General features: G+C 41.6%; 25 protein-coding genes. 12 read left to right on the top strand and 13 right to left on the bottom strand.

Features of this window, described 5'->3' with window-relative positions:
• Nucleotides 1-4 precede the first annotated feature (4 nt).
• From ACN0T8_RS09120 to ACN0T8_RS09095, 6 genes are all read left to right on the top strand, one after another.
• Nucleotides 5-460: a phage GP46 family protein gene (locus tag ACN0T8_RS09120; RefSeq protein WP_417880314.1), complete on the top strand. Its 456-nt coding sequence runs from the start codon at nucleotides 5-7 to the stop codon at nucleotides 458-460.
• Nucleotides 450-1,517: a baseplate J/gp47 family protein gene (locus ACN0T8_RS09115; protein ID WP_417880313.1), complete on the top strand. Its 1,068-nt coding sequence runs from the start codon at nucleotides 450-452 to the stop codon at nucleotides 1,515-1,517. The genes ACN0T8_RS09120 and ACN0T8_RS09115 overlap by 11 nt, the downstream gene beginning before the upstream one ends.
• On the top strand, nucleotides 1,502-2,098 hold the full coding sequence (locus ACN0T8_RS09110; RefSeq protein WP_417880312.1) for a YmfQ family protein: 597 nt from the start codon (nucleotides 1,502-1,504) through the stop codon (nucleotides 2,096-2,098). The genes ACN0T8_RS09115 and ACN0T8_RS09110 overlap by 16 nt, the downstream gene beginning before the upstream one ends.
• Nucleotides 2,098-2,895: a hypothetical protein gene (locus ACN0T8_RS09105; RefSeq protein ID WP_417880311.1), complete on the top strand. Its 798-nt coding sequence runs from the start codon at nucleotides 2,098-2,100 to the stop codon at nucleotides 2,893-2,895. The genes ACN0T8_RS09110 and ACN0T8_RS09105 overlap by 1 nt, the downstream gene beginning before the upstream one ends.
• Nucleotides 2,892-3,575 carry a hypothetical protein gene (locus tag ACN0T8_RS09100; RefSeq protein ID WP_417880310.1) on the top strand — a complete coding sequence of 228 codons (684 nt, stop codon included), beginning with the start codon at nucleotides 2,892-2,894 and terminating at the stop codon, nucleotides 3,573-3,575. The genes ACN0T8_RS09105 and ACN0T8_RS09100 overlap by 4 nt, the downstream gene beginning before the upstream one ends.
• 201 nt (nucleotides 3,576-3,776) lie before the next feature.
• Nucleotides 3,777-4,295 (top strand): DUF1338 domain-containing protein, encoded by a 519-nt coding sequence (locus ACN0T8_RS09095; RefSeq protein WP_417880309.1) that lies wholly within the window; start codon nucleotides 3,777-3,779, stop codon nucleotides 4,293-4,295.
• Between the two features lie 87 nt (nucleotides 4,296-4,382).
• Here the strand turns inward: ACN0T8_RS09095 and spoT are convergent, their stop codons facing one another.
• From spoT to ACN0T8_RS09055, 8 genes are all read right to left on the bottom strand, one after another.
• The gene (gene spoT / locus ACN0T8_RS09090; protein ID WP_417880308.1) at nucleotides 4,383-6,524 is read right to left on the bottom strand and encodes a bifunctional GTP diphosphokinase/guanosine-3',5'-bis pyrophosphate 3'-pyrophosphohydrolase; all 2,142 of its coding nucleotides are present in this window, start codon (nucleotides 6,522-6,524) and stop codon (nucleotides 4,383-4,385) included.
• A gap of 25 nt (nucleotides 6,525-6,549) precedes the next feature.
• Nucleotides 6,550-6,822, bottom strand: coding sequence for a DNA-directed RNA polymerase subunit omega (gene rpoZ, locus ACN0T8_RS09085; protein ID WP_027696467.1), 273 nt, complete (start codon nucleotides 6,820-6,822; stop codon nucleotides 6,550-6,552).
• A 121-nt stretch (nucleotides 6,823-6,943) separates the two neighbouring features.
• Nucleotides 6,944-7,567: a guanylate kinase gene (gene gmk, locus ACN0T8_RS09080; RefSeq protein WP_417880441.1), complete on the bottom strand. Its 624-nt coding sequence runs from the start codon at nucleotides 7,565-7,567 to the stop codon at nucleotides 6,944-6,946.
• A gap of 203 nt (nucleotides 7,568-7,770) precedes the next feature.
• Nucleotides 7,771-9,126 (bottom strand): Na+/H+ antiporter NhaC family protein, encoded by a 1,356-nt coding sequence (locus tag ACN0T8_RS09075; protein ID WP_417880307.1) that lies wholly within the window; start codon nucleotides 9,124-9,126, stop codon nucleotides 7,771-7,773.
• A 252-nt stretch (nucleotides 9,127-9,378) separates the two neighbouring features.
• Nucleotides 9,379-10,116: a DsbA family protein gene (locus ACN0T8_RS09070; RefSeq protein WP_417880306.1), complete on the bottom strand. Its 738-nt coding sequence runs from the start codon at nucleotides 10,114-10,116 to the stop codon at nucleotides 9,379-9,381.
• A 49-nt stretch (nucleotides 10,117-10,165) separates the two neighbouring features.
• Entirely contained in the window at nucleotides 10,166-10,660 is a 495-nt protein-coding gene (locus ACN0T8_RS09065; protein ID WP_417880305.1) for a protein disulfide oxidoreductase, read from the bottom strand.
• Nucleotides 10,657-12,777: a protein-disulfide reductase DsbD family protein gene (locus tag ACN0T8_RS09060; protein WP_417880304.1), complete on the bottom strand. Its 2,121-nt coding sequence runs from the start codon at nucleotides 12,775-12,777 to the stop codon at nucleotides 10,657-10,659. The genes ACN0T8_RS09065 and ACN0T8_RS09060 overlap by 4 nt, the downstream gene beginning before the upstream one ends.
• A gap of 77 nt (nucleotides 12,778-12,854) precedes the next feature.
• Nucleotides 12,855-13,259, bottom strand: a complete 405-nt coding sequence (locus tag ACN0T8_RS09055) for a hypothetical protein (protein WP_417880303.1) — start codon at nucleotides 13,257-13,259, stop codon at nucleotides 12,855-12,857.
• Between the two features lie 381 nt (nucleotides 13,260-13,640).
• Here ACN0T8_RS09055 and ACN0T8_RS09050 point away from each other — a divergent pair, with 381 nt between their 5' ends.
• Genes ACN0T8_RS09050 through ACN0T8_RS09040 form a run of 3 tightly spaced genes read left to right on the top strand, consistent with a single transcriptional unit; the run spans nucleotide 13,641 to nucleotide 18,229 of the window.
• Nucleotides 13,641-14,900 (top strand): DNA cytosine methyltransferase, encoded by a 1,260-nt coding sequence (locus ACN0T8_RS09050; protein WP_417880302.1) that lies wholly within the window; start codon nucleotides 13,641-13,643, stop codon nucleotides 14,898-14,900.
• Complete coding sequence (locus tag ACN0T8_RS09045) at nucleotides 14,901-17,336, top strand: ATP-binding protein (protein ID WP_417880301.1); 2,436 nt, start codon at nucleotides 14,901-14,903, stop codon at nucleotides 17,334-17,336. It begins immediately after the preceding gene.
• Complete coding sequence (locus ACN0T8_RS09040) at nucleotides 17,333-18,229, top strand: hypothetical protein (protein WP_417880300.1); 897 nt, start codon at nucleotides 17,333-17,335, stop codon at nucleotides 18,227-18,229. Before ACN0T8_RS09045 ends, ACN0T8_RS09040 begins: the two co-directional genes overlap by 4 nt.
• Nucleotides 18,230-18,338: 109 nt before the next feature.
• Here ACN0T8_RS09040 and ACN0T8_RS09035 read toward each other — a convergent pair whose 3' ends face one another.
• Complete coding sequence (locus tag ACN0T8_RS09035; RefSeq protein WP_417880299.1) at nucleotides 18,339-19,205, bottom strand: YicC/YloC family endoribonuclease; 867 nt, start codon at nucleotides 19,203-19,205, stop codon at nucleotides 18,339-18,341.
• A gap of 176 nt (nucleotides 19,206-19,381) precedes the next feature.
• Here ACN0T8_RS09035 and rph point away from each other — a divergent pair, with 176 nt between their 5' ends.
• The 3 genes from rph to ACN0T8_RS09020 all read left to right on the top strand — a co-directional run bounded on the left by rph (nucleotide 19,382) and on the right by ACN0T8_RS09020 (nucleotide 22,337).
• Nucleotides 19,382-20,110, top strand: a complete 729-nt coding sequence (gene rph / locus ACN0T8_RS09030; RefSeq protein WP_027696474.1) for a ribonuclease PH — start codon at nucleotides 19,382-19,384, stop codon at nucleotides 20,108-20,110.
• 159 nt (nucleotides 20,111-20,269) lie between these two features.
• Nucleotides 20,270-20,911, top strand: coding sequence for an orotate phosphoribosyltransferase (pyrE, locus tag ACN0T8_RS09025; RefSeq protein WP_417880298.1), 642 nt, complete (start codon nucleotides 20,270-20,272; stop codon nucleotides 20,909-20,911).
• A 220-nt stretch (nucleotides 20,912-21,131) separates the two neighbouring features.
• Complete coding sequence (locus ACN0T8_RS09020; RefSeq protein ID WP_417880297.1) at nucleotides 21,132-22,337, top strand: aromatic amino acid transport family protein; 1,206 nt, start codon at nucleotides 21,132-21,134, stop codon at nucleotides 22,335-22,337.
• Between the two features lie 238 nt (nucleotides 22,338-22,575).
• Here ACN0T8_RS09020 and crp read toward each other — a convergent pair whose 3' ends face one another.
• The 4 genes from crp to ACN0T8_RS09000 form a co-directional block, all read right to left on the bottom strand.
• The gene (crp, locus tag ACN0T8_RS09015) at nucleotides 22,576-23,208 is read right to left on the bottom strand and encodes a cAMP-activated global transcriptional regulator CRP (protein ID WP_017025416.1); all 633 of its coding nucleotides are present in this window, start codon (nucleotides 23,206-23,208) and stop codon (nucleotides 22,576-22,578) included.
• A 241-nt stretch (nucleotides 23,209-23,449) separates the two neighbouring features.
• Nucleotides 23,450-24,319 (bottom strand): phosphoribulokinase, encoded by an 870-nt coding sequence (locus tag ACN0T8_RS09010; protein WP_417880296.1) that lies wholly within the window; start codon nucleotides 24,317-24,319, stop codon nucleotides 23,450-23,452.
• Nucleotides 24,320-24,401: 82 nt separating this feature from the next.
• Nucleotides 24,402-24,617 carry a YheU family protein gene (locus tag ACN0T8_RS09005; RefSeq protein WP_417880295.1) on the bottom strand — a complete coding sequence of 72 codons (216 nt, stop codon included), beginning with the start codon at nucleotides 24,615-24,617 and terminating at the stop codon, nucleotides 24,402-24,404.
• Between the two features lie 11 nt (nucleotides 24,618-24,628).
• Entirely contained in the window at nucleotides 24,629-25,090 is a 462-nt protein-coding gene (locus ACN0T8_RS09000) for a TIGR02444 family protein (protein WP_417880294.1), read from the bottom strand.
• Nucleotides 25,091-25,352 lie beyond the last annotated feature (262 nt).

The raw sequence follows: 25,352 nt of genomic DNA, 5'->3' as shown, positions 1-25,352 counted from the left end.
TATGATGAACATCGCACAAGGTATGGTTCAGTTATCCAACGTTATCATTGAAGGTGATGTGGACAGCACGATATCAAACCTTGTGCTGATTTCTTTGTTTACCGATGCTCGTGCTAATTCCTCTGACAATATTCCTGATGGTACAACCGATTTACGTGGTTGGCCGGGAGATACTTTTTCAGATAAACCTTGGGGTTCTAAGCTCTGGCTACTCTACCGTGCCAAACTGACCACTGATGTGCGTAACCGTGCGGTGAAATATGCCGAAGATGCACTGGCGTGGATGCTGGTCGATGATGGCAATGGCCGCATGGCTCGCAAAGTCTCTGTGACGGGTTCTATTCCTCGCTTTCAAACCCTTGCGTTAACCATTGTGATTTCAAAGCCAGATGGGAAGGAAATTACCTTAACTGTGTCTCGTGCTTGGTCTGCCACTCAGGAGTTTATCTATGCCGTTTAACGTTCCTACTCTTCGCCAACTGATTGAGACTGGCAAGCTTGATATTGAGACATCACTTGACCAGGTATTGCCTAAGTTTGGTATTGAGCTTGCACTAAATAGTGCGGTCAGTGGTTCGTTGCGTGATGTATACGATTACCAGTCTTGGATTGTTCGCCAAATTATTCCGACCTCTGAATCTGAAGACCAAACCATTATTGATACTGCACGAACTGAAGGCGTGATCCAGAAGCTTGCCACGGCAGCAACTGGCCCTGTCACGTTAATTGGTGATGTGCCTGTGCCACTGGATACGCAATTAATCCACAGCGATGGCCGCTTATATACCGTGGTGCTTTCTAACGCGCCTGTTGATGGTGAAGTGTTGGTAACAGTTGAGGCCAACGAGCCAGGCGCAGACGGCAATATTGATGATGGTGAAACATTAACGCTCGTTTCTACTGTGCCAGGCATTCAACCAAACGGCACAACGGGCGAAATTTCTGGCGGTGCAGATTTAGAACCTGTAAACGAGGTGCTTGAGCGTTTGTTATTCCGTAAGCGCAACCCTCCAATGGGCGGCGCTGTGCATGATTATGTGGCGTGGTGCCGTGAAGTGGCTGGCGTGACTCGTGCTTGGGCGTATGATCGTTACCAAGGTGGTTCAACGGTTGGTTATGCGTTTGTGTTTGATAGCCGTGAAGACATCATTCCGAATAGTACAGATATTGCCACTATGGATGCGTATATCTACCGTCACACTGACCCTGCAACTGGCGCAGATGTTGGGCGTCCTGCGGGCATAGAACCTATCAATATCAATCTTCAATTGTTAACAACTGACTTAGGCATTGGCTTAACACCTGACTCTGCCGAGCTTCGACAATCGGTTCAAACCAGTTTGGATTCTTACTTCAAAACGCTATCACCTGGTCAAACCTTGCTACTTAGCGCCGTTCGTACGGCTATCGGCGGCACTGAAGGTGTGACGGATTATACGCTTGATCTCAATGCTGATGTGCCAGCTGCCGCAAACCAGTTACATGATTTAGGGGTGATCACATGGGCCATAGCGTAGCCGAGTGGACAAACTCGCTTGTTCTGCAAATGCCTCGTGGTTTGATTTGGAACTACGAGCCAAACAGCACGCTATATAAGTATGTTGCAGGCTATGCACCACGCCTTGAAGCAGCAGAAACGAATGCTGACTTACTGCTTGATGAAATGCGCCCAGAAACGTGCTTTCAAACACTACCCGAATGGGAAACCTATTTAGGCTTGCCCGAGTGTAATGTGAGTAACCAAGGCTTTGAATCACGCCGTGCAGCTGTTGTTGAAAAGTACCACCGTAAAGGCGGTTTACAGGCGTGGAACATTGAAAAGCTAGCCGCAGATTTGGGCTTTGACATTGAAGTGCAAGAAATTTTCCCACACCACTGCTTACGTGGTTGTACATATCCACTTTATGAAGAGCGTTATCGTCACGTTCTTCGCATTAATGTTTATGGCATCACCCAAGCGTATGCCACCTGTTTAGATAACTGTTTAACCCCATTGGTATTACAAACCGCTGCCATTCTTGAATGTACGTTAAACACCATCAAGCTAGGCGGTAAATACTACGAATTTGTTTACTACTATGATGAGGAGAGCGTTTAATGCATCCGTTAAATAACAGCTCACAAGTCACGGAAGCGCCAGCCACCAAACCCCGAATTGGTACGCCTGGTTACTTCTCTGAATCCAACGACAGCGGCGCACCAAGCTACCCAGGTGCAGACTGGTTTAACGCCAATATTAAAGAGTTCATGAATGCGCTCAGTGCGTCTGGTGTGGATTTTGACCCGGATAGGTTTGATCATTTGGCGCTTGCAATTGGCGCAGGTGGTAAAGCTGCAATGCTAGATGTGCTAACAGGCCTCCGCTTCCACGAATCCATCCACGGATTCGAACGCACACAAATAGCCTTAAAAGGTGATGGCGCAGAAGTGTTACGCGCAGATTTTCCAAAGCTCTGGGCAATCGCAGAATCAACAGCCGTAGACCAAGCTTTAATTGATGCCAACCCAACTCAATACGCAGCTAACTACGGTACGGGGGACGGTGCAACCACATTCACACTACCTAACTACGGCTTGATGCCTTGGGAAGCAGCAGCGGGTATGTATGGGGCGGCTGGTACGACAATAGAAGATCAAATACAGGAATTAAAAGGAGAATTTTGGGATGTTGCAGCTCAAGATAGTACATTTCCAATCCAAGGATCTGGGGTTTTTAAACGTCGAAATGATGGTTTTAACAACGCAATGAGAGCGCCGTCATCGTCTGTTAATGTTGATAGTAGTAATGATGGTTTGACTTTTGACGCATCACTTATCGCAAGAACAGGCACATATACCCGCCCAAAAACAAATTTTTATGAAGTTTGGATTATTCATGGAGAGTACGCAGCATGAAACTAGCACAATATCATTTCGAAACAGGTGAATATCTACGTACAGTTGATGCTGTAAAAAACATCAAGTCAAAAGAGTTCATGATCCCACCGTATCACACACCAGATTTGCCTGTTGTCGAGCTTGAAGAAAATGAATACCACGTATTTCTAGGCAGCAATGGCACTACACCGCGTGATTACAGTGATGGTACTTGGCAAGTAAAAGAACGCTTCGTGAAAGTCACCGCTTACAACAAGCAAACAAAGCAGCCGAAAGAGTTTGAAGATAAAACCTTAGTCGATGACGAATACACCTTGATTGAACCAAAGCCACTTCAAAAATGGGAAGGTGAACAATGGGTACAAGATGATGAAGCCGTTGCAGAGTATAACGGCAGCAACGGCAAAGTGATTCGTGACACTGCAATCAGCTCAAACTTGAACGCGTTAAGTGCTCAGTGGGATGTTGTATCTGATGCAGCAGACATTCGCCGTGTGATCAACGATGCAGAAACCATTAACGCCCAAGAAACCGACACCACTCAATTCCGACTTGCGGATAATAGTTGGCGCGATACTTCACTAGCAGAATTGCGTGAAGTCTTGCGTGTATTCATTGCTCGCAAGCGTGATATTTGGGATCAGTTCGCGCAATGGGATGCAACCGACAAACTCGAACCGTTTAGTCCTGAGTATTAGAAGTGATAACTTTAAAGGAAATGTGACATATCACTCAAAACACTGTGACGTGACAATTTCAAAATCGATTTAATCTATCTTCAAAGCAACTTTAAATACAGCTATAAAAATAAACAAACCCTAGTATTATGAACAATACTTACCGTGTTCACTTTACTAGGGTTTGTGTGTTCACATTTCGCGACGCGCTACAATCCTAAAGTGTTTATTAGCGAATTATGTTTAGAACAATGTTCTGACACGCTTAAGCAAATCGTCAATAAACTGCTTCATGACTTACCAAGTCAATATAGTGACGATGCGCGATTCTTATCTCAAGGGCGCCCTTGGCGCATCAACAAAGAGGATTATCAAACTCTAGCGCAAGAAAGTGAGTACGCCGCTTGGGTTGCTGCCCATGGCTTTGGGGCGAACCACTTTACGGTGAGCGTTAATCATCTAGCGGGTTTTCTCGACCTTGAACAAGTGAATGATTTCTTAGTGTGGCATAACTTTGAAATGAATCATGCTGGTGGCGATATTAAAGGCAGTAAAGAGGTAGGCTTACAGCAGTCTTCTACTTTAGCGGATAAAGTCAAAGTAGAGTTTACCGATGGAGAGTTGGAGATCCCTGGTGGATTTTATGAATTTGCTAAGCGCTTTGAAAAAGAAGATGGAGAGTTGTATCAAGGCTTTGTTACTGCTTCGGCAGATAAGATTTTTGAAAGCACCAATATGTAGCATATAAGTATGTAGAATATAAGGTTATATACTCGTTTCCCGTTACTCGAAAAATTAAACTTTTTCGAGTAACGGAAAAAGTTATCTTTAGTTACGCGCTCTACGAACTCTTAATGCATGAGGCATCACACGGATTCGTCGCATAATTTCTGCAAGGTGTACACGGTCTTTAGCGGTCAATAATAGCGTGATAGTATATAAGCGGCCATCACGTTCTTCAGTGGTAATACCATGAATATTTGAACCAGTAGAAGACACTACATTAGTCAAATCAGCCAGTGCGCCTTGGCGGTTTTGCATGTCGACTTTTAACTCTGTAATGAACTCTTGTTCGAAATCTTTTGACCACTCAACCGCCATGTAACGTTCTGGTTCTTTTTGATAGCCGCGAACATTCGGACAAGTTTCACGGTGAATTACTAAGCCACGACCCGGTGAAACATGCGCAATAATGTGATCATCTGGAATCGGGTGACAGCATTTTGCATAAGTCAGTAAAATACCTTCTGCGCCACGAATTGGGAGTTTCTTTTTCTTCGAGTGACTTGTTGAATTTGCTTCATCTTCAGAAATAGGTAGTTCAGTTAACTCATCAGCATCACCGAGTAAACGGCGTGCAATCACGATACTCATCAGCTCACCCAAACCAATTGCTGCCAGTAACTCATCGAGAGTTTTCAGTTTGAGATCGGAAAGTACGTGAGTAATGTTCCCTTCGCTAATATCACTGAGAGACAGATCGCCTAGTGCGTGATTTAATAAGCGACGACCTAGTGCCAGCGATTCATCACGACGCATTGTCTTTAATACTTGACGTATCTTAGTGCGAGCACGAGAAGTCACCACATAGTTGAGCCATGCTGCATTCGGGCGAGCACCCGGAGCACTAATGATTTCAATGGTTTGGCCATTTTTCAAGGCTTTACTAAGCGGGTACGGATTACGATCAACACGAGCACCCACGCAGGTATTACCTACATCAGTATGTACTGCATAAGCAAAATCTACCGCGGTTGCGCCTGCTGGTAATTCAATGATACGGCCTTTTGGCGTAAACACGAAAATTTCATCAGGGAAGAGATCTGACTTGACGTTTTCTATAAATTCAAATGAGTTGCCAGCACTTTGTTGTAATTCAAGCAGGCTTTGCATCCAACGCTGCGCTTTAATTTGTGCGGTAGTGCCGGAGCTATCTCCATTGGCTTTGTATGACCAGTGTGCCGCGACACCTTTGTCAGCCATTTGATCCATATCTTCGGTACGGATCTGTACTTCAACTGGTACACCGTGTGGGCCGACCATTGAAGTATGTAAAGATTGATAGCCATTCGCTTTTGGTACCGCAATGTAGTCTTTCATGCGGCCTGGACGCGGCTTATACAGGTTGTGAACTTGACCTAATACTCGGTAGCAAGTGTCTGCGGTATCAACAATCACGCGGAAAGCATAGATATCCATAATGGTATGGAAACGTTGCTCTTTAGTGCGCATTTTATTGTAGATTGAGTAGAGGTTTTTTTCTCGTCCAAGTACGCGAACTTGCAAACCTGCTTCTTGTAAGCGGCCTTCTATTTCACTGTGAATACGTTGGATCATCTCTTTACGATTGCCGCGGGCAGCCTTAACCACTTCACGCAATACACGGTAGCGATTAGGGTATAGGGCTTCAAAACCGAGCTCTTCAAGTTCAGTCTTTATATTGTGAATACCTAAGCGATGGGCAAGGGGAGAGAAGATTTCAACTGTCTCGCGTGCAATACGACGACGTTTATCTGGGCGTAATGCACCAAGGGTACGCATATTGTGGGTGCGGTCAGCCAGCTTAATTAAGATTACGCGAATGTCTTGCACCATGGCTAAGATCATTTTACGGAAGTTTTCAGCTTGAGCTTCTTTGCGATCGCGGAATTTGAGTTTATCGAGCTTAGAAACACCATCGACCAATTCAGCCACGGTTTCACCAAATTGAGCAGCAAGCTCTTCCTTAGTGACCTCGGTATCTTCTATTACATCATGTAATAACGCTGCCATTAAGGTTTCGTTATCAAGGTGCATTTCTGCCAGAATACGGGCAACCGCAACGGGATGAATGATGTAAGGTTCGCCGCTTGAACGACTTTGACCTTCATGAGCTTCTTTTGCGACCAAAAAGGCTTCACGCAGAGTCTCAATTTGAGACTCTGGTAAATATTCTTGGGCAACGGCCTTTAAACTTTCAAATAAGTACAATTGTTATACGCCCAGAATAGAGAGATTAACGGTGATGAACGATACTGCTTACTGCTGCTAATTCTGCCGCGTCTTGCTCTTGTTGTTCTTGACGCTCACGTGCGTCTAGTACTTCTTTAGTGATCAAGCCTTCTTCGATTTCGCGTAGTGCGATAACGGTAGTCTTATCATTTTCTTCAGGAACCAATGCATCTTTGTTGCCAGTTTGCATTTGACGAGCGCGGCGAGCCGCAATTAGGACTAGGTCGAAACGGTTACCGACTTTTTCAACAGCGTCTTGGACAGTTACGCGTGCCATGGTGACTCCAATTAGTAAATTTTATTTAGAATGACGGGAAATTATACAGCCTTACTGCTAGAGATTCTAGCAATAAGATAGCTGGGTAATTATTTGTGTGTTTTAATAAAAAAACTCTCGATTATTCAGCTAGTAAGGCTTGTAACATGCCGTTATATTTAACGGCTTGCTTGTCTTGTTTTAGACGCTCTGCACGAATGATGGCTTTAAAGTCCATTAATGCAGCGTCAAAGTCATCATTGATGATCAGATAATCATATTCATCATAATGAGAAATTTCAGATTTTGCTTTGCTCATGCGACCAGCGATCACTTCTTCGCTGTCTTGACCACGAGTATTTAAACGGCGCTCTAATTCACCATTTGATGGCGGCAAAATAAAGATACCTTTGGCATGTGGCATTTGAGTGCGAATTTGACGCGCGCCTTGCCAATCGATATCTAAGAAAATATCGATGCCTTTGTTTAGGTTTTCTTCAATCCACACACGAGAAGTGCCGTAATAATTACCAAACACTTCAGCATGCTCGAGGAATACGCCTTGTTCCATTAACTCAACAAAGTGTTGCTTTTCAACAAAGTGATAATGAACGCCATCTTCTTCACCAGGACGTTTTTCACGTGTGGTATGTGAAATAGAGACTTTCATTGCGTAGTTAGGATTTCTTTCTAACATTGCAGAGATGAGGCTAGATTTACCCGCACCACTCGGTGCAGAAACAATATAAAGGGTACCTTTACCGATCATTATTCATTCACTTTTGTTGAGGTTTATCGTTATCATTTTAGTCAACTCAGCACTTTAGCCAAAGCATTAAAAACAATAAGGATAAAAAAGGGGAGCGAAGAGTAGCATAAGGGATAGGGAATTTGAATCAGTAAGCGCCTGCTTTGCAGATAAAATTAAAGCCACGAGGGGATGGCTTTAACTAGTATGCTAGAGACGTTTTAAGCGTGGCGATTATTCACAAATACCGCAAGAATCGCGCAAGCGGCCAAAATAAAACAGTAGAAAGAGTTTGAAATAATTTCTAGCGGTGATAATTGAAATACCGAGCCGAGTAATAATACCTGTGCGCCATAAGGTAAAATACCTTGCGTGATACAAGAGAAAATATCCAACAAGCTTGCAGAACGTTTGGCGCTTACGCCATTTTGTTCTGATAATTCACGCGCGACACTGCCAGAAACGATGATGGCTACTGTATTATTCGCAGTACAGAAGTTGGTGAGAGACACTAAAATGGCAACGCCGAGTTCGCTAGCTCTGGAATTGGCTTTAGCAGAATGTTTTGCGCCGAACTGATGAATAATTCGATTTACTAGTTGCGTTACAAAGGCTAAACCACCTTGCTGACGCATTAGCTCACTTAGGCCACCAATTAGCATCGATAATAAGAAGATTTCTTGCATGTTACCAAAGCCAGCATAGATATCTTTACCGAGCTGACCGAAAGCGTAACCTGGTACGGAATATAAGCTCACACCACCAGCTAAAATAATCCCTAAACTTAACACAACAAAGACGTTCAGACCTGAAATCGCTAAAACCAAAATAGTGATATAAGGTAGGATTTTCAGCCATTCAATATCACCGGTTGTTGGTGTTTGAGTGGCGGTGCTGCTGAAAGCAAAAATGATAATGGTGATTAACGCAGCTGGAATGGCGGTTTTGATATTTTCACGAAATTTATCTTTCATCTCACAACCTTGTGAGCGAGTTGCTGCAATGGTGGTATCAGAGATGATTGATAAGTTATCACCAAACATCGCGCCACTTAATACCACACCAGCAGTTAGTGGAATGCTCATGCCTGCAGATTGCGCGATGCCAACTGCCACTGGCGCAACGGCAGCAATAGTGCCCATCGATGTACCCATTGCAGTGGCAATAAAGGCAGATATTAAAAAGATACCAGGTAAGATCATGCTGGTTGGAAGTAAAGATAAACCAAAGTTAACGGTTGCATCCACCCCACCAGAGGCTTTAGCAACAGCCGCAAAAGCGCCAGCAAGCAAGTAGATCATGCACATGGCAATGATGTCTTGATGGCCGACACCATTAAAAAATTGTTCGATCGCTTTATTGATTTTTTCTTTGCTTAATAGAATCGCCACGACAATAGCAGGCAAAGTCGCAATTGGAGCTGGTAGTTGATAAAACGCAAAATCAACGCCTTGGATGGTTAAGTAGGTACCGACGCCAATAAATAATGTCAAGAATACACCGAGTGGTAATAAAGCCAATGCGGACGATGTAGGACGATGAGATGGAGCTGGTTTTGATGATTCAGGAGCAGACATAACACACCAGTATTAATAAAGAGCGATTAATGAAGATCGAAAACAAAATAGGCCGCGCAGAGTAAAGCTTGTACATTGAGGTGTCAACGTCTAGATGTCTAAATGTCCATGGTAAGTGCTTTGAATCGAGATTGAAGTAGGAAGCCAAAACCAAAAAGGCGACAAGGTAGCCGCCTTGATTTTACGAAGAGTGGGCTTTACGAAGAATGAACTCTACGAGTAATGGACTCTTCTCGTTATCCGCAACTGAGGTTATTTAGCCAATTGCGCTTGGATGATCGGCTCTAGTTTTTCAATCGGTAAATATCCCGGAATCACTTCATCGCCAATTAACATTGCAGGCGTGCCTTGTAAGCCAAGTTGAGCAAACAGTTGATAGTTCTTGGTTACTTGTTGTTGAGTTTTCTCAATCTCTTCTAATTGCTCACGAGTATCAGTTTTCTTCGCTACTTTAAGTAGTGATGCAGGGTTGTGACTACCTGGTTTTTTGACTAATAACTCGCTGACTTCGGCAAACTTATTTGGTTTATTTTGCCAAATGTTTAATGCATAAGTCGCTGAGCTTTGATCACTATTGATTTCTTTTAATGGTACTAAAATATCTACAATTTTGAGCTCTGGATACTTCTCGGATAATTGTTGTAATACCGGCGTGAGTTTTTTACACCAAGGGCAGCTGTAGTCGGTAAAAAACGCAATCGTCAGTTTTGGATTTTTCGCACCATAAGACGGTTGGTCCGGGTTGTTGTAGATATAGTTATTGTGCTGTTTTAATACCGCATCAAATTGGTTTTGTTGATGGACATATTGTTGCAAGCTTTTGTGCAACCCATCAATGATCTTAGGATTGTCACGCAGCATTTGATTGATCTCATTAATTTTCTGCTCGGTTTCTTGTGGCAGTGTTGCCGCTTGTAGTGTAGTCGTTGATAAGCTTATCATGAGTAGGCTAACCCAAATTAAAGCGCGTTGTTTGATTGTTGTTTTCATCATATATCCTAAAAAGAGTTTTTAAATAACTGGCTAGAAAGCGATTGGCTTAACTCATCCAAAGACGAGCAAGTAAACCGATTGGCGAGGTAAAGCCGGTGGTGATGTGTTTGATTTCACCATTGCGCACGATAAAAATTGTCGGCGTAACATTGACTCCCCATTGCTGGCCGATTTGGCTACGTGGATCATTAATGTTGGCAAAGCCCAATTTCTTATATTCAAAGTAGCGTTGCAGCTTGTGAGATTCACCGGATGACAAGGAGATGCCGACAGTAGGGTAGTAATCACTTACCCAGTTAACACTTGGCGTGACAAACTGACACACCGAACACCAGCTAGCCCAGAAATACACCACCACTGGCTGTTCCTGACTTAATGCCTCAATATCGATCCATTGTTGATTAATATCTTGCGCCTTGAGGTTGAAACTGGCTTGCGTTGGTACCGATTGACTACGCCACAGATCGACCGCAACGGATACCAGAACCAGCAATATTAGGTACTTGAATACACCAATGAGTTTTGATTTTATCGATTTCATTGAATCCCTCCCGATGCCTTTTCGATGGCTTGCATAACATCATTACTGGAGTAGATCACCGGCAGTGCAATTCCTTGTGACGCTTGTGGGCCATAGACAATATTGAACGGTACACCAAAGCGATTATACGATTGTAAGTATTCACTTACTTGTGGGTTAGGTACTGTCCAATCACCTTGCATACGTACAATCTTGTCTTGTTGCAATACGTCATAAACCGGTTGTTGCAATAGCACACCGATCTTGTTGGCTTTACAGGTTATGCACCAATCCGCCGTCACATCGACAAATACGATATTACCTGCTGCAACTTGTTGCTGGATCACCTGAGTATCTAGTGGCTGCCAGCTTAACTCGGCCGGTAATGGGGAGCGCCAATAATCCGCGGTCAGACTAGCGATGAAAAAAATCACAGATGAGGCAATCAAGGCGATACAACTGGTGATCGCCACCGCGCGTCCGCCAAATGCCTGAACGCTACGCCAAATCAGAACCACTAACCCGAAAGCACTGATTGCCCATAACAGCCCAGTCGATAAATGGGAAGAGAGTAAGCTAATCAGCCACACACAAGTCGCCAGCATCATCAGACCAAAAATGATTTTAAGGCGATTCATCCATTTACCCGGTTTTGGTAGTTTCAAGGCAAGCGAAGGACGCAGCGCCACCAGTAACCAAGGCATTGCCATGCCGATACCTAAACCAGTAAATATCAGAAATAAAGTCGCCCAAGAAGCGCCAAGTGCAAATGCCACTGCGGTACCAAGAAACGGCGCAGAGCAAGGCGTGGCGAGTAAAGTGGCAAACATGCCTTGAATAAAGTGACCCGAGTGTTTATTACTCCCCTTAGTGGCCATCCAAGTACTCACCGATGAAGGTAAACGCAATTCAAATAAGCCCAGCATATTGGCGCCAAAAATTGCTGTCACTAATACCATCAAGCCTAGAAAGCCTGCGCTTTGAAATTGAATCCCCCAACCAATCGATTGACCGGACCATTTGAGGACCGCCAAGCTGACGGCAATTAACCAAAATGAGCTGATAATGCCTGCTGCTGAGGCTAAAAATTGCATCCGTACTTGTGATTTTTGTTGGCGTTCAGTGCTTAAAACTGAGGTAAGTTTCATGCCTAGCACTGGCAGTACACACGGCATCACATTAAGAATTAAGCCACCCAGTAAAGCAAATGCAAACATGGTTAATAGTGACGAGCTGCTACTTGCCTCGCTGACACTACCGTCGGTTAAAGCAATAGTTTGTTCGGTAATAAATTGTTTATCGACAACCGTAACTTGTATCGATTCACCACTTAAATCCGGCTCGCCTAGCCAGTTAGACACATCAAACCAAGCGGTTAACTGGTTGCCATCAATTGAAAGCCTAGGATGAGAAAAGCTGCTGTCGGCGACATTTTCTGCCTTTCCATCAATAAACAAATCCGGTTGCTGCCAACCTTGTTGACTGGTGAGGGTGACTTGTAGCTTATTACTTGTCGTATCCCACTTGGCTTGCGCATTGGCCAACATTGAGGAAGCTTGCGGCACTAAACTCATCGCCTGAGCATAACGACGCATCGCATCCGCATCCGCTTTTAAGTCAGAAGGAGTAAAATCAAGTTCTAACGGATAGTCGGTGATCACACACACGGTTGAGCAAGATGATAAACTTAAATTGGCCTTAAAGTTGACTGGCTGGTGTTGATCTTCGATTTTGATTGAAAGTGGAAACACGACATCATGCTTATAGCCTAAGGTTTCAATGCCTAAAACATCGAAGCGCTGCGGATAAGGCCACTGCCAATCTACATTATTAATGTTACTAGAATCTTGCCAGTCAAGTTCCGGTGATACGCCACCTTCGCCCGGAGAGCGCCAATAAGTTTTCCACTCATCGTCGAGTTTGACTTCAATAAAACCGGCCGCGTTATTGTTGGCATCAACCTGCCCGGTTAACACAAATTGCACCTCAACCGGAGGATGTTGTTCGGCCTTTATCCAGCCCGTTGTTAGCGGCGCGGCGGTGACATAACTGCTGAATAATACGAATAGCGATAACCCCCCCAAACTTAATTTGGCAAGCTTAGGTTGAAGGCGTGTGAATACAGTAAAAAGTTGCATTGGTATTCCTAAAATGAAAATAACAAAACCGGCTCTCTTAATAAAAGAGAGTGATGACGAGAGTTAGTCGTTATTACTTATTCTTGGAAAGTACAAAGCTCTAAGTGACGTCGCCGTTTGGGAACGGGAGGTTTATGAAATATTCGATAGGCAGTGAGGCTAAACCACAGGAATGCCACAATCATTAAGCTCGGCAGTAGGCTAGTAATCACCACATTATCGAGTTGATGAAAATGAAATTGCAGCAACTTTTCTGATAAATGGCATTCACTCGAGCTATCCGGTTTAGCCTTATTCTCAATGCTATTATCAGAAAATGAAATTAAATTTGGAGCAATACTACTCGATTGATCCGCCGACACTGAGCAAGCCGCCGACAACACATTCATGTTTTTCATCAGGCATACTAAAACCACCCACAGCACAAGAATCAGCACCCAGTGAGTTGAATTAGCAGTACGAAGATGATGCAGTGTTTTCAAACCATACCTTTGTGAATGATGTTAGTTAGCCACTAAGAAGACAGATGATGATGCTTTGAGTTTCAATCGGCATCTGTTTGATTGTAACTAGGTGTGAATATTTGGAATGTGGGTAACAAAAAACTCAACAAAGAGGGGGAGGGGGGAGATTGATTTAGTCTTATACCACTATTCAAGATTCTGAATGAACTGAAAATCTATAACTTATTTATTGTAATGAATTTTTGTTTTCATATTTTAGCTTGTGTCATCAATTTAGTTTGGCTAACTATTTTTAATGTTAGCTCACAAACTGCGAACCTTTTAGTCCTGGTCTTTTGCCAGAATTACTTTAAAATAATACTATCTATATGCAATTAAAATTTAAGAGTATTTTTGTCAATGTCGGACAAGTTGAATCAATGTAAACAAGGTACTTATATAGACCTTTTTTCAGGGTGCGGCGGATTTTCGCTAGGTCTTGGTAATGCAGGTTGGGAGGGGCTATTTGCTGTAGAAAAAGATTCAATGGCATTTTCTACTTTTAAGCATAATTTGATTGATGGGGCTCATGCTCATTTTAACTGGCCAACTTGGTTACCAAAACAAGAAACTACAATTCAAGATCTTCTTGAAAATCACCTAGAACAACTATCGGCTCTGAAAGGTCAAGTTGATCTAATTGCAGGGGGACCTCCCTGTCAGGGCTTTTCCTTGGCTGGTAGAAGAAATGCAAAAGATCCTCGTAACAAGTTGTCCGACGAATATATTAAGATGGTAGAGATAGTCTCACCTAAGTATTTGTTGCTAGAAAACGTTCGAGGGTTTAACGCGTCCTTCAAGCCAGCAGAAGGTAAGAAGGCTAGAAAACCGCATTCTATGATTGTAAAAGCCAAATTAGAAAAGCTTGGCTACAAAGTTTTTACAGACTTTTTATGTAGTGCGGATTTTGGTGTTCCTCAGAAAAGAACTCGATTCATCATGATTGGCATAAAAAAAGAGTTGGTGGCGGAAAACTTTAAAAACCCATTCGAAATTTTAGCCAGCACAAAAAGAGATTTTTTGATTGATAAAAAGCTCCCATTAAGTCATGTAAAGGTTAGTGATGCTATCGGTGATCTTCTAGTAAGTGAAAATGGACTTGCTTATCATTCTGGGAATGAAGTTAGTGGCTTTAAAGAAATTAACTACACTCAGCCTAAGAAGCAATCAAAGTACCTTCGAGTTATAAGAAAGAATGGAGGTAAAAATAAACCCAATAGTCTTCGTCTAGCTCGCCATAAAGATACAACTATAGAGAAATTCACTAGAATCCAGCAGATCTGCAAACCGGGTGTGAGTTTGAGTGACGCTATGCGTCTAGAGATAGGTACGAAGAAACAAGCTATAACAGTACTCAATGCTAATGAGCCTTCTAAGACACTAACTACGTTACCTGATGACTTACTGCACTACTCTGAACCAAGAATACTTACTGTAAGAGAGATGGCTAGAATCCAATCGTTTCCTGATGATTTCGATATTTTAGGTAAGTACACGACTGGTGGGGAAAGAAGGACTCAAGAATGCCCTCGCTACACGCAAGTAGGAAACGCAGTACCTCCCTTATTAGCTGAAGCCCTTGGGGTTATGCTCAAAAGCTTATTCATGAAGGAAAATTAATTGAAATTTCAAGTTAGCACTGGTCTAAAAAGCATTATTGGTAAAGATCTTATAACGGATGATTTTGTTGCTATTTTTGAGCTTGTAAAAAACTCATTTGATGCTTACGCCGACAATGTTGAAATTACTTTTTTAGAAGATGAAATCATCATTTCTGATAATGGTAAGGGAATGTCTTATGATGATCTAGTAAATAAATGGCTCTTTGTAGCCTATTCAGCTAAGGCTGACGATTCAGAAGATGTGTCTCTTTCAAAAGATTATCGAGCTAACTTGAGAGCAAAACGTGCCCACTATGCAGGAAATAAAGGGGTGGGTAGGTTTTCGTGTGATAGGTTAGGTCGTGATTTAGTTATTCAAACCAAGTCTGATAAATGTGAAAAGGTACATCAAATTGCTCTTAGTTGGGATGATTTTGAATTAAATCAAAAAGATAAATTTGATTCAGTAAATGTTGCTTACTGCGAAGCTAACGATTTCGACTGTCCAGATGACTCAAGACTTAAAGTGAAAAATTCGGGCACCGTTTTAGTACTCAAACACTTGAGGGATAAAGATAGTTGGTCAAGATATAAACTAATAAGGTTGAAGTCTGCACTAGCTAAGTTAATTGATCCATTTGGAATGAAGAATGATTTTGACGTCATAATATCAGCACCAAGTGAGTTAGATAAAGATAAAGAGAACCTTTCTAAGGAATCAAAAAATAGTGTTGATTCTGATTCTCCTTACATTGATGTGGTTAATGGTAAAGTTAGGAACCTTGTATTTGATAAAATATCAGAAAAAACTACTAGAATTAAAGTTAACATATCTAAAGATGATAATGGTATAGAAACAACTTTAATTGACCGTGGTGAGTTAGTTTACAAGATAAGAGAAAAAAATAACTATAATTTACTTTATAAAGCTGACGTTAATATTGAAATATATTATATGAATACAGCTGCTAAAAATAACTTCACTAGAACAATGGGTATACCAAGTGTTCAATTTGGTTCAATATTCTTATTTAATAATGGATTTAGAGTGTTTCCAATTGGTGAACCTAACGATGACACATTAGGGCTAAACTCAAGAAAAACACAAGGTTATGGTCGATATCTTGGTACTCGTGAGATTCTTGGTATTATAGACGTTATAGGTGATTCAACTAAATTTAAAGAAGCAAGTAGTCGAGACAAAGGGTTTGTAGTAACGGCATCATCACAACAGCTATTTAAGTTCTTTTATGATCATGCTTTAAAAAGACTAGAAGCATATGTTTCTAAAGTTTCATGGCCAGATAAACTGGATGCAGAGTCTGATAATTTATCAAGAATATTAACTGATCAAGGTAAATCTAGAGTTGTTAAAGTTATATCTAAGTTGGCTACATCCAAAGATGTTGAAGTCATAGATTATAGTGAACGATTAGTTGATATAGTTAGTATACGAAACAATAACTTTTCTGAAGTGATAAATGATTTACAGCAGTTTGTTTCTAAATCTGGAAGCGAATCTCTTCAAGAAAGAATAGAAATAGCCTTAAACCAGTATCGCGAACTTAAAGAAGCTGAGAGACAATCGAGAGAAGAAGCTGAACTCGAAAGAAAGCTAAGATTAGAAGCAGAAGAAGAAGCTAGCAAAGAAAGAGAAGCCAAGTTAGTTGAGCTAGAAAAGAATAAGGAACTACAAAAAAGTCTAGACGACAGTACTGAGAAACTAGAAATTGTTGAAGAAGCGTTACAGGAAGAGAAAAAACGCTCATTATTTTTGAAAAAGGCATCCTCACTAGATATAGAGACTGTACGCAACTTCCATCATCAAATTGGAATATATTCGTCGAGTATAAATCATTTAATTCAATTGAAGTTAGACAGCTTAAGATCTGGTAAGGATATGTCGACGCAAGAGATTAGCCAAATACTTGAATCGATAAGTTTCAAGAATCAGCAGATTCTCACGGTTTCAAGAATTGCTACCGTCGCAGATTATAGACTTAGTGCGGAAGAAATTGATGAAGACTTAGTGTTTTTTGCAAGAGAATACCTTGAGGAAGTAGTAAGTAAATATTCACCTGATATAGATGTTGAATGGATTAGTGATGGTCACGAATGGGATATGACATTTATGCCTTTGGAAGTGATGTTAGTTGTTGATAACTTAGTTCACAATGCATCAAAGCCAAATACAGGGTGTACTAAAATAACATTTTCATCTTCCGTAACTGATAAAAAAAGAATGAAAGTCGAAGTTTATGATGATGGTTTTGGATTTGCGCCACACTTAAAACTTGATATCGAGAGTATATTTGATATGGGCGTAACAACAACTGATGGTTCAGGTCTCGGCCTCTATCATGTAAAGCAAGTGATTAATGAAATGGGTGGCAGCATTGAAGCCGATCCTACATATGAAAATGGTGCTAAGTTTATAATTAGGTTTGCAAAATGAAGTTAGAATATAATGTTCTGTGGTTTGATGATAGACCAAAAAATGTTTCATCTGCACAAGAACACATCAAACTAAAGCTAGCAAGAATGGGCTTCGATTTAAAATTAGATTGTAGGCAAGATGTTGGTAACGAAGATACTATAAAAAATATCTTTAAAAAGAAAGATTATGATTTGCTAGTTGTAGATTATAAACTCAAAGAAGAAGATAGAGATGGCAGTGATCTTATTAAAATAATTAGACGTTATTGTACTGCGACTGACATAGTTTTTTATAGTAGTGAAACGCCTGCTACGCTTCGAAGTAAAATTAGTGTTGATGGGGTGTATTGTTATAATAGGAATGATTTGCCAGCCAATCTTACATATATAATTGATTCTAGGTTACGTAAGGTTCTTGATTTAAATCAAATGAGAGGTCTGTATCTTGCCGCTGTTGCTGATTTTGACCACCTCATTGACGATTTATTTCATAGGTTGGTCGGTAAAGTCGACCAAGGAAAGTATATTGACGAAATATTAAGTACAACTTGCTCTTTTCATGAGAAGTCACTAGAGAAAATTAAAAGTCTAGGAGACGATAAAGAGATTAATCAATATACAAGCTTACTTAGTAGTCAACCTAAGATTCAAGTTCTCGTTAAAATTTTGAATGAAATAGATGATGAAAGGCTTTACCCTTACATTAATTCACTGTCTGATTACCCGAATGCAATCTTAGTTCCTAGAAATCAATTAGCTCATGCTATGGAAAAAAGCTGCACTCAGGGTAAGTATGTTTTAAAAAACAGTAAGAAAGAAACTGAGTTCAATTTTGATGACTTCTTGAATCTCAGGCACAAAATATTGGATTATCGAGATACTCTTTCTAGAATTGACATGTATACTCGTTAATTATAGTAGTCGGTAATCCTCCCATTTTTAACAGTAGTTAAAAATGGGAGGATTACCCTAACTATCTGTTCTTTAAGTTACCTAGTTCTTTGTGGGTGAGTTTGATTCCCTACTCAATATTCTGGATCTGCTCTCTCATCTGCTCAATCAAGACTTTCAGCTCAACACCCGAAGCCGTCACATCAGTGCTAATCGATTTAGAAGCTAACGTATTCGCTTCACGGTTGAATTCTTGCATCATGAAATCCAGTTTACGGCCACAAGCGCCGCCTTTTTCCATAATGTTGTTGGCTTCTTTGACGTGAGAGTCTAGGCGATCGAGCTCTTCGGCGACATCTGATTTTTGCGCCAGTAAGATAAGCTCTTGTTCTACGCGTGAACTGTCTAGTTCGATCTTGGCTTCTTCAAATTTATTCAATAGGCGATCACGTTGCCATTGTAGGATCTCTGGCATGCGCGCACGTACTTTGGCGGCTTCTGCGGTGATCGCTTCAAGGCGTTGGTCGATCAGTGCTTTCATGTTGGCACCTTCACGGCCACGCGCTTCGATGAAATCAGACGTCGCGTCTTCGAATGCTTCAAGTAATTCTTTTTGAATCGCATCCATATCTTGCTCTGGTGCTTCCATTACGCCCGGCCAGTTCATTACTTGGAATGGGTTAATGCGAGAGTCTTCACCAGTTAGAGACATGACTTGGTTTGCCGCTTGAATCACTTGCTTAGCAAGATCTTCATTGATGTTGAGAGCACTTTGCGCTTTGGTATTGGCTTCAAAACGTAGGTGGCATTCTACTTTACCGCGGGCTAAACGCTTACGGAAACGCTCGCGTAGGATTGGCTCTAAACCACGAAATTGTTCTGGTAGGCGGAAGTAAGTTTCTAAGTAACGTTGGTTGACACTGCGGATTTCCCACACTGCGTTGCCCCAATCAGATTTGATTTCTTTACGGGCATAGGCGGTCATGCTGTAGATCATTGGAGATTACCTAATCTAAATTGTGTGATAATTTTTCTGTGGTGAATATTATCACAGTCTAGGACAAGGTGGTTTGTTTAATCCAAGCGGTTCTATTAATCGTCGTTAAGATCGCTTTTTGACAGCAAGATCGTTATAATCTCGCCCCAATTCTATCGCTAATCAGGTATTTCTTTATGTCTTCAACTTTACGCCCAAATGATCGCGCAGCTGATCAAGTTCGTCCGATTAAAATGACTCGTAACTATACGGCTTATGCTGAAGGTTCAGTATTGGTTGAGTTTGGTAACACCAAAGTATTATGTAATGCCAGTGTTGAAGAAAAAGTACCAGGTTGGTTAAAAGGTCGTGGCAAAGGTTGGGTAACCGCGGAATATGGTATGTTGCCACGTGCAACCCATACTCGTAACCGTCGTGAAGCCGCAAGCGGTAAACAAGGTGGCCGTACTATGGAGATCCAACGTTTAATCGCGCGTAGCTTACGTGCGGTTGTGGATTTGGATGTATTAGGCGAAATGATGATCACGGTTGATTGTGACGTGATTCAAGCCGATGGTGGTACACGTACTGCTTCTATCTCGGGTGCAAGTGTTGCTCTGGCTGATGCAATCCAATCACTCGTTGCTTCAGGTAAATTGAAGAAGAACCCGATGAAGTGTCATGTTGCCGCGGTTTCAGTGGGTATTTTAGGTGAACACGCCTTATGTGATTTAGAGTATGTGGAAGATTCTGCTGCCGATACCGATATGAACGTGGTAATGACCGAAGAAGGTAAGATGATTGAAGTTCAGGGCACGGCAGAGGGCGAAGCGTTCTCCCGCCAAGAATTGAATCAATTATTAGATTTAGCCGAGAAAGGCATTAACGATATTATCGCAGTCCAGAAAGCCACTCTGGCGGAATAAATAATAATACGTGACTCGGAAAAAAACGTAACTCGTTTCTTGGAAAAGCTCATCGTTTAATGGATATCTTCTTTTTCGAGTAACGAGAAGCAAAGCGCTCTAGCTACGATGTTCCGAAATCAAAAAACTATATCACCAACACGATAGTCGAGATATTTTATGAAAGTATATCAACGTGAATTTATTGAGTTTGCCCTTGAGAAACAAGTTCTTAAATTTGGCGAATTCACATTAAAGTCTGGCCGTACGAGTCCGTATTTCTTTAATGCAGGTTTGTTTAATACTGGACGTGATCTTGCGCGCCTAGGTCGTTTTTATTCCGCAGCTTTAGCGGATTCTGGTATTGAGTTTGATGTGCTATTTGGCCCTGCTTACAAAGGCATTCCAATTGCGACAACAACAGCGGTTGCACTTGCTGATCATCACGATATTGATACGCCATATTGCTTTAACCGTAAAGAAGCCAAAGATCATGGTGAAGGCGGCAACTTAGTGGGCAATCCATTAGAAGGTCGTATTATGCTGGTGGACGATGTGATCACAGCCGGTACCGCAATTCGTGAGTCAATGGAAATCATTAAAGCGAATGGCGCCGATCTTGCAGGTGTATTGGTTGCGATTGATCGTCAAGAAAAAGGCAAAGGTGAGTTATCGGCGATTCAAGAAGTCGAGCGTGATTTTGGCTGCGCGGTGATTTCGATCATCAGCCTAGGTGATCTAGTGACCTATCTTGAAGAGCAAGGGAATAACGAAGCGCAACTTGAATCGGTAAAAGCTTATCGCGCGCAATACGGTATCTAATTTTTCTTGATACTTTATATTGAAGTGAACCCAGAGTGAGTGATTGCTCTGGGTTTATTTTTATTTACACTGTGTAATTATATTTTTACACCATAATAAAAGCCCGTTTTGAGTCAATATTGTCGAATGTTTAATCGATATTTTGAACTCTCACCTCGATTTACTTCTGATAAGTGGTAATGTGTCAGCTTATTCTTCCAATAAATAAAAGAAAAAGCAGATGAGCAGTTCAAAGATTCTAGGCAGTACTTTGATTATTGCTGGCACTACGATTGGTGCTGGTATGTTGGCATTACCTATTGCTTCCGCAGGGTTAGGCTTCAGCACTTCTTTAACCATCATGATTAGTATGTGGGCGTTAATGGCCTATACCGCTTTGTTAATGTTGGAGCTACATCAACACGCAGATTATGACGCTACATTACATACCTTAGCTAAGCAGTTTCTTGGTGAAAAAGGGAAATGGATCGCGACGTTTGCTATGCTTTTCTTATTTTATGCACTATGTGCAGCCTACATCGCCGGTGGTGGTGGTCAGTTTAATGCAAAACTGCATAACTGGTTTTCTATTGATGTGTCGAATGGTATCGGCACGCTTATTTTCACTATTATCATTGCCGCAATTGTGACGTTTGGTACTCAGTCGGTAGATCGAGTCAACCGCGTGCTATTCACCTGTAAATTGATTGCAATGGCGGTCATGCTGTTTTTCTTAACGCCCAATATTCAAGCGGTACATCTTCTTAATATGCCATTGGAAAAAGGTTTGATTGTGGCGGCATTGCCCGTGATTTTTACCTCTTTTGGTTTCCACGGCAGTATTCCAGCAGTAGTGCGTTATTTAAACCTTGATATGAAAGCTTTGAAGAAGGTCATGATTTTCGGCTCTTTACTGCCGCTAGTGGTCTACATCTTATGGCAACTGGCCACGCTCGGTGTGGTTGATCAAGCGACATTATCTCAAGCGGGAGATGTGACAGCCTTAGTCGGTACGTTATCGAAAGTAATTCATAGCTCGGCTATTTCACAAGTGGTTTCAGTATTTGCTGATTTAGCATTAATCACCTCTTTTTTAGGTGTGAGCTTAGGATTATTTGAATTCTTAGGTGACAGCTTAAATAAAAATAAAAGCAAAGGCGGACGTGTTGGTATCGCGCTAGTGACCTTTATTCCACCACTATGCTTTGCGTTATTTTACCCGCAAGGTTTTATCATGGCTCTTGGTTATGCCGCAATTGCATTGGCGATATTGGCTATCTTACTCCCTGTCGCAATGGTGATGCGTTCTCGTACACTCAATCAAGATAAACAAGCCTTCACCGTCTCTGGCGGTACGCCAGCTCTCATGCTAACGCTAGCAGCAGGTGTGGTGATTATTGTGGTACAAATGATGATTAGTCTTGGAGTATTGCCGGCGATAGGGTAAGCGCTCTTTCGATACTCGTGTTTAGGGCGCTGCGCTTCTCGAAGCTAGGAAAAACAAAAGCTTGGCTTCGGTTGCTTACCACGACACGTTACTAATCTTTTCGCTGTTATCTTTTTCGAGCTACAAGCAGCGAAGCGCCCGAGCAACGTTCTTAAATTACAAATACTAAAAAAGCCACTGAACTTACCATTCAGTGGCTTTTAATTTTTCTTACTCTACTAAACGCGGATATTAAATCTTAACGCGTTCCGTAGACTACGATAGTTTTACCGTGAGCAGAAATCAGGTTTTGCTCTTCTAGCATCTTCAAGATGCGACCAACGGTTTCACGTGAACAGCCAACAATCTGACCGATCTCTTGACGAGTGATCTTGATTTGCATACCGTCTGGGTGCGTCATTGCATCTGGTTGTTTTGCTAGATTAAGTAGCGTTTGAGCGATACGACCAGTTACGTCTAGGAATGCTAAGTCACCCACTTTTTGGCTAGTGATTTGTAGACGTTTTGCCATTTGGGCAGAAAGGCGCATCAGAATGTCTGGGTTAACTTGGATTAATTGACGGAATTTTTTAAATGAGATTTCCGCAACTTCACAAGGAGATTTTGCACGAACCCAAGCGGTACGTTCTTGGTCTTCTTCAAAAAGACCTAATTCACCAATGAAGTCACCTTGGTTCAAGTAAGACAAGATCATCTCTTTGCCTTCTTCATCCTTGATTAATACTGCCACAGACCCTTTAACAATGTAATACAGTGTTTCTGCTTTCTCACCAGCGTGAATCAAAGTACTTTTTGATGGGTACTTATGGATATGACAGTGAGATAGAAACCACTCTAATGTTGGATCTGTTTGAGGTTTACCTAGAACCATAATTTGTTACTTCCTCTACAAGGCTTGCTCAGTTTTGAGTCATTCATCCTGAGACCGGCTAAACTGGTCAAATAGAATAGGTGTTAAATGTTATTGCTGCAAGTTGTGTTGCATTAGTGTTTTTATAGTACCTCTTTCTAGATCGGATTTCTTGACTTTGAGCGGCTAACTATGGGGTTTTTCATCATTAAATTGTGTTCAAGGTCACAGACTAGTCACTAAGTGTGTTCTGAGTAACACTTTAGGCGATTTTACCTGTTTCGATTAGTTGATGAAGCAGTGGTTGAATGATTAATTCCATTGCAAAACTCATCTTGCCACCAGGTACTACGAGGGTGTTGTGACGCGACATGAAAGAGCCTTCAATCATTGATAGTAGATATGGAAAGTCGACGTTTTTAATTCCACGCAAGCGGATCACTACAAAACTCTCATCCAAACTCGGTATGCCTTTGGCATTAAGTGGATTAGAAGTATCGACGGTAGGGACGCGCTGAAAGTTGATGTGAGTACGGGAGAATTGCGGCGTGATATAATTTAAGTAGTCATCCATTGAGCGAACAATAGAGTCCATCACGGCTTCTCGTGAATGGCCGCGGTCACGAGTATCTCGGACGAATTTTTGGATCCATTCAAGGTTTACAATCGGTACCATGCCAATCAAAAAGTCCACATGCTTAGAGACATTGATATCGCCATCGACTACACCACCATGTAATCCTTCATAAAACAATACATCAGTATTTTCTGGTAGGTCTTGCCATGGAGTAAAGGTGCCGGGCATTTGGTTATAAGGGACGGCTTCATCAAAACTATGCAAGTAACGACGAATTTTGCCGCTGCCATTTTTTCCATATTGATTAAAGAATTCAGACAAAGCGGGGAAGTCATTGGCTTCCGGGCCAAAGTAACTGATGTGTTTACCTTGTTCTTTGGCTTTGCGGATTGCAACGTCCATTTCGGGGCGAGTGTAGCGATGGAAGCTATCGCCTTCTACCCAAGACGCTTTAATGTTCATCATATTAAACATTTTTCGGAAGGTTTCTGAAGTGGTGGTGGTACCCGCACCTGAAGAACCCGTTACCGCAATAATGGGATGTTTTGCCGACATGATAATCCTTTCTTTCGACTTATATTTTGAATGACAGTGTAGAGGAATGACTGGCAAGAATAAATAGGGGGATGTACTGAGCTTAATTCAATTCATTGATCGGTTTTATATCAACGCTTTCATGCAGCTCTGAAAAAACAATCACTACACTGCTAGATTTTAGTTGTCCTTTGACTTGTTTTATCTTGGTTTTAAGCGAGGTTTCTTGCATACCGTAATCGGTGCCTTCACGTAAGATAAATTCTTTTATGAGATTATCTAAAGTGTCGGGATCGATGTCTTGCCATGGAATAATCATTGATGTGGCCTTTATTTTTCAGTGTTATAAAAAACTTGAGATAACCGTTGAGCCCCAATTTTTTCACAATAGATATGGGTCATTGGTTGACCTGTTCTTGGGGTTAAATCAAGCAGGTTAATACAATGCACCAAATCCGCTTGTTGCTGACGCTCTAATTGTAATTCAAATTGTAGTGATTCACGGTAAAGCGTATCCGGTAAATGAGGTTTCACTTTTCGTCGGTAATCACGAAATTGTTGTAATAAGTTTTCGGTTCGCTCAATAGCGCCATCTAATTGTAGCCATTGTTCTTCCGTTAAGCTTAATTGGTGCTCATCCAGCCATTTTAATAACAAGATTAGGTTGACCTTCCCTTTATACCTATTTTGTAAGATTAGACAGGCTTCTTTAATTGCCCGCACACCATAATGCTGCAAACTAAATTGCCATAAGCGTTCGAAGGTTAAAGGTAGAGGTCTATATTGGCTCATTGTTGATAATATCCAAGTAACTTCAAGGTGCGAATTTCAGCAAGCATAAAACAAGCTTTAGGCAAGGCAGATTGAATATGATCATAATCTATCTCTATTTAATTTAACGCCGCGTAAGGCTTGTTTTAACTTGCCCTTTGGGAGCTTTATTCAAACCTCTTCTTTTTATAAGAGATAGGCCGCGTCAGATTGGTTTGAAAGGTGTTTACATTCTTTCGCCAACCTTCCTTGTCTAAAGGTTTGGATGATAGCTCTGAATTCT

It is taken from the genome of Vibrio sp. (assembly GCF_048266485.1).
Taxonomy (GTDB): domain Bacteria; phylum Pseudomonadota; class Gammaproteobacteria; order Enterobacterales; family Vibrionaceae; genus Vibrio.
This window is presented reverse-complemented; position numbering and strand designations above follow the sequence as displayed.

What these genes read in the sequence shown, in the direction of transcription:
- ACN0T8_RS09110 (WP_417880312.1), top strand. Translation starts at nt 1,502, where the DNA reads ATGGGCCATAGCGTAGCCGAGTGGACAAACTCGCTTGTTCTGCAAATG.
- ACN0T8_RS09100 (WP_417880310.1), top strand. Translation starts at nt 2,892, where the DNA reads ATGAAACTAGCACAATATCATTTCGAAACAGGTGAATATCTACGTACA.
- rph (WP_027696474.1), top strand. Translation starts at nt 19,382, where the DNA reads ATGTCTTCAACTTTACGCCCAAATGATCGCGCAGCTGATCAAGTTCGT.
- ACN0T8_RS09005 (WP_417880295.1), bottom strand. Translation starts at nt 24,617, where the DNA reads ATGATTATTCCATGGCAAGACATCGATCCCGACACTTTAGATAATCTC.
- ACN0T8_RS09040 (WP_417880300.1), top strand. Translation starts at nt 17,333, where the DNA reads ATGAAGTTAGAATATAATGTTCTGTGGTTTGATGATAGACCAAAAAAT.
- rpoZ (WP_027696467.1), bottom strand. Translation starts at nt 6,822, where the DNA reads ATGGCACGCGTAACTGTCCAAGACGCTGTTGAAAAAGTCGGTAACCGT.
- ACN0T8_RS09000 (WP_417880294.1), bottom strand. Translation starts at nt 25,090, where the DNA reads ATGAGCCAATATAGACCTCTACCTTTAACCTTCGAACGCTTATGGCAA.
- ACN0T8_RS09010 (WP_417880296.1), bottom strand. Translation starts at nt 24,319, where the DNA reads ATGTCGGCAAAACATCCCATTATTGCGGTAACGGGTTCTTCAGGTGCG.
- ACN0T8_RS09065 (WP_417880305.1), bottom strand. Translation starts at nt 10,660, where the DNA reads ATGAAATCGATAAAATCAAAACTCATTGGTGTATTCAAGTACCTAATA.
- pyrE (WP_417880298.1), top strand. Translation starts at nt 20,270, where the DNA reads ATGAAAGTATATCAACGTGAATTTATTGAGTTTGCCCTTGAGAAACAA.
- ACN0T8_RS09115 (WP_417880313.1), top strand. Translation starts at nt 450, where the DNA reads ATGCCGTTTAACGTTCCTACTCTTCGCCAACTGATTGAGACTGGCAAG.
- ACN0T8_RS09105 (WP_417880311.1), top strand. Translation starts at nt 2,098, where the DNA reads ATGCATCCGTTAAATAACAGCTCACAAGTCACGGAAGCGCCAGCCACC.
- crp (WP_017025416.1), bottom strand. Translation starts at nt 23,208, where the DNA reads ATGGTTCTAGGTAAACCTCAAACAGATCCAACATTAGAGTGGTTTCTA.
- ACN0T8_RS09070 (WP_417880306.1), bottom strand. Translation starts at nt 10,116, where the DNA reads ATGAAAACAACAATCAAACAACGCGCTTTAATTTGGGTTAGCCTACTC.
- ACN0T8_RS09120 (WP_417880314.1), top strand. Translation starts at nt 5, where the DNA reads ATGAACATCGCACAAGGTATGGTTCAGTTATCCAACGTTATCATTGAA.
- ACN0T8_RS09050 (WP_417880302.1), top strand. Translation starts at nt 13,641, where the DNA reads ATGTCGGACAAGTTGAATCAATGTAAACAAGGTACTTATATAGACCTT.
- ACN0T8_RS09075 (WP_417880307.1), bottom strand. Translation starts at nt 9,126, where the DNA reads ATGTCTGCTCCTGAATCATCAAAACCAGCTCCATCTCATCGTCCTACA.
- ACN0T8_RS09060 (WP_417880304.1), bottom strand. Translation starts at nt 12,777, where the DNA reads ATGCAACTTTTTACTGTATTCACACGCCTTCAACCTAAGCTTGCCAAA.
- ACN0T8_RS09035 (WP_417880299.1), bottom strand. Translation starts at nt 19,205, where the DNA reads ATGATCTACAGCATGACCGCCTATGCCCGTAAAGAAATCAAATCTGAT.
- ACN0T8_RS09020 (WP_417880297.1), top strand. Translation starts at nt 21,132, where the DNA reads ATGAGCAGTTCAAAGATTCTAGGCAGTACTTTGATTATTGCTGGCACT.